7 protein-coding genes are annotated in these 6,308 nt (G+C 64.1%); 3 read left to right on the top strand and 4 right to left on the bottom strand.

Annotated features, from left to right (window positions below; translation table 11 throughout):
* The first annotated feature begins 97 nt into the window (after window positions 1-97).
* Window positions 98-481 carry a TraR/DksA family transcriptional regulator gene (locus VD811_10005; GenBank protein ID HXV21304.1) on the top strand — a complete coding sequence of 128 codons (384 nt, stop codon included), beginning with the start codon at window positions 98-100 and terminating at the stop codon, window positions 479-481.
* 54 nt (window positions 482-535) lie between these two features.
* Here the strand turns inward: VD811_10005 and VD811_10000 are convergent, their stop codons facing one another.
* The 4 genes from VD811_10000 to VD811_09985 are packed head-to-tail and all read right to left on the bottom strand — an operon-like array spanning window position 536 to window position 4,500.
* Window positions 536-883, bottom strand: a complete 348-nt coding sequence (locus tag VD811_10000; GenBank protein HXV21303.1) for a histidine triad nucleotide-binding protein — start codon at window positions 881-883, stop codon at window positions 536-538.
* The gene (locus tag VD811_09995) at window positions 858-2,990 is read right to left on the bottom strand and encodes an AAA family ATPase (protein HXV21302.1); all 2,133 of its coding nucleotides are present in this window, start codon (window positions 2,988-2,990) and stop codon (window positions 858-860) included. The genes VD811_10000 and VD811_09995 overlap by 26 nt, the downstream gene beginning before the upstream one ends.
* Complete coding sequence (locus tag VD811_09990) at window positions 2,987-3,760, bottom strand: SAM-dependent methyltransferase (protein HXV21301.1); 774 nt, start codon at window positions 3,758-3,760, stop codon at window positions 2,987-2,989. The genes VD811_09995 and VD811_09990 overlap by 4 nt, the downstream gene beginning before the upstream one ends.
* The gene (locus VD811_09985) at window positions 3,757-4,500 is read right to left on the bottom strand and encodes a TlyA family RNA methyltransferase (GenBank protein HXV21300.1); all 744 of its coding nucleotides are present in this window, start codon (window positions 4,498-4,500) and stop codon (window positions 3,757-3,759) included. Before VD811_09985 ends, VD811_09990 begins: the two co-directional genes overlap by 4 nt.
* A 482-nt stretch (window positions 4,501-4,982) precedes the next feature.
* On the opposite strand from VD811_09985, the gene VD811_09980 reads away from it, so the two are divergent.
* Together VD811_09980 and VD811_09975 are read left to right on the top strand one after the other, a co-directional pair.
* A complete protein-coding gene (locus VD811_09980) occupies window positions 4,983-5,687 on the top strand; it encodes a protein-L-isoaspartate(D-aspartate) O-methyltransferase (protein ID HXV21299.1) in 705 nt (234 codons plus the stop codon).
* Window positions 5,684-6,308 (top strand): hypothetical protein (locus tag VD811_09975; GenBank protein ID HXV21298.1); only part of this gene is annotated, 625 nt, incomplete at its 3' end. The genes VD811_09980 and VD811_09975, both read left to right, overlap by 4 nt.

The following is a 6,308-nucleotide window of genomic DNA, read 5'->3' as shown; positions in this document are numbered from 1 at the left end:
AAGCAGAATCCCGAAAACCCTGATTTCGCCCAATTGACAATGTCGGCTCAAGTTCTACGCTATAAATGAAACAGCAATCACCCGGGAGAACACGGCCATGAGAGAGCAGCGGCTGGAAACCATCAGAAAGCGCCTGATCGAACTACGCGAGGACCTGCTGGCGGAAGTCAGAAGCAAGAACGCGGAAGCGGCGAACCTGAGGGATGAGGGAGTGGCCGATGTCGCAGACCTGGGGCTCACCGACAGCCTCAGCGAGCTCCTGCATCTGCTCAGCGACGGCAAGCGCGAAGAGATCATGAACATCGACGAAGCGCTCGACCGCCTGCGCCAAGGCAGCTACGGCCAGTGCCAGGGATGCGGGGAGCCAATCGATATCGGGCGACTGGAGTTGCGCCCCTACACCCGTTTCTGCATCGACTGCAAAACCAGAATGGAAAAGATGGAAACCCTCAAGGCAGGCCCCGGAAGAGGAACGCTTTAGAATTATCGATATGCCTTCTGCGTCATTCCCCTATTCGGCCTACACTCCTTACCTCTACCCCGGCGGCCAGGTGAAATCTCGGCCGCCGAGCAGATGAAAGTGGATGTGCCAGACGGACTGGCCGGCCCCTTCGTTGCAGTTGTTGACGATGCGGAAACCGTCCTCCGCAAACCCCAGATCATGCGCCAGCTTCCCCGCGACCTGAAAGATGTGGCCAACCAGTTCGTTATCGGCGGTCGTCAGGTCGAGGGTGGTGCGGATATGCTTTTGCGGGATGAGCAGATAGTGGTGCGGCGCCTGGGGGTTGACGTCCTCCACGGCTACCACTTGCTCATCCTCATAGACGATTTTACCGGGGATTTCCCGGCCGATGATTTTACAGAAGATGCAGTTGCCCGTCATCGTCGCTCCTTTCCTGAGACCTGGATGGTTTTGGGGTCGTTTCTGTTGCCAGCGATATTATGTGCCAGCGCTCGCGGTTCGCCCGCTTGCGCAGGGCTTCATCGCGGGAGAGCAGGATCACTTGCTGTTCGCCTGCAAGACGTTCCAGCAGCTTTACCGTGTCGACCAGTCGTGCCTGGTCGAATCCCGTCAGGGTGTCGTCGAGGAGGAGGGGCAGGCGCCGGTCGCCCGTCAGTTGCCGACCGAGAATCAGCCGGAGGGCCAAACAGAAGCTTTCTGCCGTCCCCCGGCTGAAGTGCTTCAGGGGGCGCCACTCCCCGTCTACGCCGCGAAGGGACCAGCCTTCTCCCTCCTCGAGACGGACCGCCGTGTAACGGCCTGCCGTCAACACCCCAAGGGTCTGGCCGATCTCGGCGGTGAGCTGTGTCAGTTCCGCGGGCGGGATGCTGCCGGCGGCGGCAGGGGTTGCGGCAACCGGCCGCCTGGCCAGTTCCGCTTCACGCCGCCTCAGCGCCTCCCCTTCCTCTTCAATCCGCCGCAACGACGCCCGTTGACTTTCCCGTTCTGTCGCCTGGCGGGTGAGCTCCTGCAGTTTCGCCTCCCGGCTTTTCAGTCTTTCTCCCAGCGCCGCAAGGTCTGCTTCGGCCGCGGCAAATTCCTCACTGCCGAGGGGAGGAAGACTCTCCGGGGGAATCACTGTCGATGGCTGTGCCTTCCTCGCCGGATTCCGTCCTGCCACCACTCCAACAGCGACCGGATTCCCGCCGGAGCCCGCCGCTCCCAAGGCGCTTTCCACCTCGGCCAACTCCTGTTGCAGCCGCAGATGCCGCTCCAGATTCTTCTGCATCCGCACGAGCTCCACCGCCGACGGCGACAGGCCGAGCCGGGAAAATCTGTCATCAAGACCGGCCAGGCGGGCCTGGGCTTCCTCCCGGCGCTCCTCCAGCACCTGAAGCGGTCCCTTGAGTCGGCCACGCTCCTGCCGCGCTTGACCCAGACGCCAGAGGTAGATTGCCCAGCCGACGGCTGTCGCCAGGGCACCGGCCGACAGCCCCGCCAGCAGCCAGGCGGAATGCGACCAGGCCAGAACGGCGACCAGCAGGACTGAGAGCAGAGTCGCCAACACCGCCGGCCGCCAGGATGGGGCGGGCTGCTTCAACAGCTGCTGACGCAGCTCGGCTGCCTCCTTCTGGATGGTAATCATCTCCTGGCGGATTTCGTCGGCCTGGACCAGAACGCCCGGCAGATCGGCCGGCATTTGCCGTGGCAAACCGGTTTTTGCCAATTCCCGCTCCAACTGCTGGTGTCGGGATTCGAGGTCCGTAGCCGGTGCCGCCTTTGCACCGTTTCCGGCTGCCGGCGAGGCGGCAGTCACGGCCCCCTCGAGCTCCAGGCGTAGCTGCGCCAGATATTCTTCCCCCTTGGCAAAATCGGCGCGATCCACTTCGACCGAAGCTTCCAGGTCGGCAATCTTCCCGGACAGGTCACTCCCCTTGGCGAGGGCTTCACGGGTTTCGAACCAGAGTCGCTCCAGCTCGGCCAACCGCCGTCGAACCGCCTCGAGTTCGTCTTCACCGGCAGGCGCAGCACGCCCTTCGCTGCCAGCCATCTTCGCCAGCAGAGACGTGAATTCTCCGGATCCGCCTTCGACAACGAACCGGTTCGCGTAGCCTTGCTCGAAAAACAGCCCGAAACGGAACAGCTCCTCCTCGGCAAGGCCAAACAGTCGCAGCAGTTCTGCCCGATACGCGACGCCCTCTGCAGTCTCTTCCTCTGACTTAGCCTTGCTGCTGAAGTGGTGCAGCGAACGTCCCTCGGCATCGGTCTCATCGAGCGAGACCCGTCCGGTGAGAAAATCGCGCTCGATGCGCAGCATCCGGCCTGCCTCCTCGAACACCAGGGCCGCGGCCCAGATGCCCGCACTCCCTCCCCAGGGTTTGAATCGCTCACCGTCGGGCGTCCCGAAAAGGACCAGGGGGATGGCCTCCGCCAAGGTTGATTTCCCTGATTCGCTTGGTCCGATGACGAGATTGAGCCCGCGCCGGAAGTCGAAGGCACAATCCTCGAATCGACCGAAATGTTTCATCTCCAGCCGGCGCAGGATCATTGCTCACCTCCGTTGCGGAACTTCCAGACATGCTCACGGCGCCAGTCCCACCATTTACCGTCGACGGTGGCGGTCAGGGTTTCGCCGGCAATGACCAGGGTCAGCGACGGTCGCCTGGTCTCCCCGGAGAGGTTGAAGAAATCACGCCCGGCGGCTTTCCCGGCAATGTCGTCGAGGGTACCGGTCACCACCGCCTCACCCGGCAGGCCGAGACGATGCAGGATGGCGATCGGAACGTTTTTGCCGTAACCGGCCTTGAGCTGGGCAGCCAGATCGGGCAGCGGGATGTTGTTCATGTAGATGAGCAAGGTTACCCCCGGAGCGGCGAGATCCTGAAGGGACAGCGCACCCTCCCCGTCGCCGAGGGTGCGCGGCGAGGCGATCACCGCCCGGGTGCAGACGTCAGGCAGGTCGAGAGTCTTTTTCAGCCGGGCAGCGGCCGCGTTCGCCGTACCCACGCCGGGAATCACCACGGCCCGCTCGCCCAGTGCATCGACCAGGACCTGGAAGGGCGAGTAGAAGGTGAGATCGCCGGGAACCAGGAACGCCACGTTCCCGCTCTCACACAGGGCATCGACCCTGGCGAGCAGTTCATCGAAATAGAAATCGAAGGGGACGAGGACCGTCTTGCCCTCCAGATGAGCGGCGAAGGTCTGCTCGAAGGGGGTGGGAGCGAAGACGGCGTGACACACCGCCAGCAACTGCGCTCCCTTGAGCGTGAGCAGTTGCGGGTCGCCCGGCCCGGCGCCGATGAAGAAGACCTGGTTCATGCGTCGGCCCCTTTGCGCAGATGGATGAGAAACTCGCGGTTGCCCTTCGGCCCGAGAATAGGGCTCTCGGTCACCCCCAGGACACGGCAGCCCAGGGTCCGGGCGGTTTCCGTCACTTTTTCCACTACCTGGGCATGCTTGCGGGCATCGCGGACCACGCCCCCCTTCCCCACCTCTCCCCTGCCCACCTCGAACTGGGGCTTGATCAGGGCAACCACCTCGGCATCGGCGGTCAGCAGGTCGAGAGTGGACGGCAGGACCTTGTCGAGGGAGATGAAGGAGGCGTCGATGGCCGCCAGCGACGGCCGCTCGCCGAGCTGTTCGGCCGTCAGCTCACGGATGTTGGTCCGCTCCAGATTCACCACCCGCGGATCTTCGCGCAGCTTCCATGCCAGCTGTCCGTAGCCGACGTCGACGGCATAGACCCTGGCGGCGCCGCGCTGCAGCAGGCAATCGGTGAAGCCTCCCGTCGAGGCACCGACATCGACGGCGACCCGTCCGGCCACCTCGATGGCGAATTCGTCCAGAGCTTTTTCCAGTTTGAGGCCGCCACGGGAGACGTAGGGAATGTCTTCTCCCTTGAGACGAATCGCCGCGTCGGCCGCGACCTGGGCACCGGCCTTGTCGACGGCGTGGTCGTCGACCACCACCTTGCCGGCCAGAATCAGGGCCCGCGCCCTCTCCCGGGACGGCACCAGACCACGTTCCACCAGCAATTTATCGAGGCGGTCTTTCTTCACCGGGCAGTGTTCTTTCGAGTGGGGATCTGGTGCAGAAAAGGCGGCTATAGCCTATCACAGGGGGGAGAGGGCGGCAACCGTTTTGCACGGCCGTTTCTTTGGCCGCCCAGACGGCAAGAGCCCGCCCGTCGGGCTCTGATGGCCTGCATTTTCTGCCATTTCCACACTGCATAGTATAATGGGAAATAGCTCCACACGGGTCTGCGACCCACCCGAAAATCATGAAAATAAAGATACCTTCACCACAGAGGACACAGAGAGAACCCGGAGTCCACCGAGAAAAATCCATCGCCGCAAATCCCTGTGTTCTTGGTTTATTCTCTCGGTGACCCCTGTGGTAAAGAATGCAATTTCAAAAACTTAAGCCGAACTTTTTGAAGTAGATTCTCCGGCCACGGCACCGGGCCGGAATCAACCAGCAGGTCATCACCATGAGAGTGTACCCCAGCAGGCAAACATCATTAACCGGCAGGATGGGGCGGATGCTTCTGCTCGTGTCGGCGCTCCTTCTCATATTTCTGTCCCCCTGCGCCGCCCTCGCCGCTGAGGAGCCCGCCGAGTTCCGGCAGGCACGTGAGCAGATGGTCCGCACCCAACTGGAGCGACGCGACATCTCCGACCCGGCAACCCTGCAGGCGATGCGCCGAGTCCCCCGCCACCACTTCGTCGCCGAGTCCCTTGCCCACGAGGCCTACGCCGACCGGCCGCTCCCCATCGGCTACGGCCAGACCATCTCCCAGCCCTTCATGGTCGGCTACATGACTGAAATCGTCGCCCCGGGACCGGGCCGGCGCATCCTGGAGGTCGGCACCGGTTCGGGCTACCAGGCGGCGGTGCTGGCCGCTACCGGCGCCGAGGTGTACAGCATCGAAATCATCCCGCAGTTGGCCGAAAGCGCCGCCGAACGCCTGCGCCGCCTGGGCTTCGAGACCGTTCGGGTGAGAGCCGGGGACGGCTACTTCGGCTGGGCGGAGCACGCCCCCTTCGACGCCATTGTCGTCACCGCCGCCGCCGAGTTCATTCCGCCGCCCCTGCTGGCTCAGCTCAAAGACGGCGGCCGGATGGTCATCCCGGTCGGCACCCCCTTCTTCGTCCAGACCCTCATGCTGATCGAGAAGCGCGGGAGCGAGATCACCACCCGCAGCCTGATGCCGGTGCGCTTCGTCCCCTTCCGGAGAGCCGAGTGAGCCGGCCTCTCCCCCGGCTGCACCTGGCGGTGGCGCTTCTGTCGGTGGCCGTCATCACCCTGCAGCTGATGCTGATGCAGATCCTCTCCATCACCCAGTGGCACCACTTCGCCTACATGGTCATCTCGGTGGCGCTGCTCGGCTTCGGCGCCGCCGGCAGCGTGCTTGCCCTGGCCCGCAGCCGACTGCTCGCGCACAGTGAGGGGCTGCTGCCGCTGCTCATGTTCGGCAGCGCCGCCGTCATGGCGGCCGTGGGCAGCCTGAGCCAGGTGGTCTTCGGCGGCTTCGACTCCTTCCTGCTCTTTGCCGACCCAGGGCAATTCTGGCGGCTGCTGCTCGGCAATCTCCTGGTCGCCCTCCCCTTCTTTCTCGCCGCCCTCGCCATCGGCCTGGTCTTCGTGCGGGAGGTCGAGCGGATCGGCTCCTTCTACTTCGCCAACCTGCTCGGTTCCGGCCTGGGCGGGCTGGCCGCCATCCTGCTGCTCGAATGCTTTCCCCCCGGGCGGCTGCCGGCCTTGAGCGCCCTTTTCGCCCTGGCCGCCGGGCTGCTCATCGTCCCCCGCCGCAGCCGGGGCCTGCTGCTCGCCGCAGCGGCCCTGACGGCGGCGGTAGCGGTTTTTG

The sequence above is a fragment of the Desulfuromonadales bacterium genome, from assembly GCA_035620395.1.
Classification (GTDB): Bacteria; Desulfobacterota; Desulfuromonadia; order Desulfuromonadales; family DASPGW01; genus DASPGW01.
The sequence above is the reverse complement of the archived record's forward strand: the minus strand, read 5'-3'. Positions and strand labels throughout refer to the sequence as shown.

What these genes read in the sequence shown, in the direction of transcription:
- VD811_10005 (HXV21304.1), top strand. Translation starts at nt 98, where the DNA reads ATGAGAGAGCAGCGGCTGGAAACCATCAGAAAGCGCCTGATCGAACTA.
- VD811_10000 (HXV21303.1), bottom strand. Translation starts at nt 883, where the DNA reads ATGACGGGCAACTGCATCTTCTGTAAAATCATCGGCCGGGAAATCCCC.
- VD811_09995 (HXV21302.1), bottom strand. Translation starts at nt 2,990, where the DNA reads ATGATCCTGCGCCGGCTGGAGATGAAACATTTCGGTCGATTCGAGGAT.
- VD811_09990 (HXV21301.1), bottom strand. Translation starts at nt 3,760, where the DNA reads ATGAACCAGGTCTTCTTCATCGGCGCCGGGCCGGGCGACCCGCAACTG.
- VD811_09980 (HXV21299.1), top strand. Translation starts at nt 4,983, where the DNA reads ATGCTTCTGCTCGTGTCGGCGCTCCTTCTCATATTTCTGTCCCCCTGC.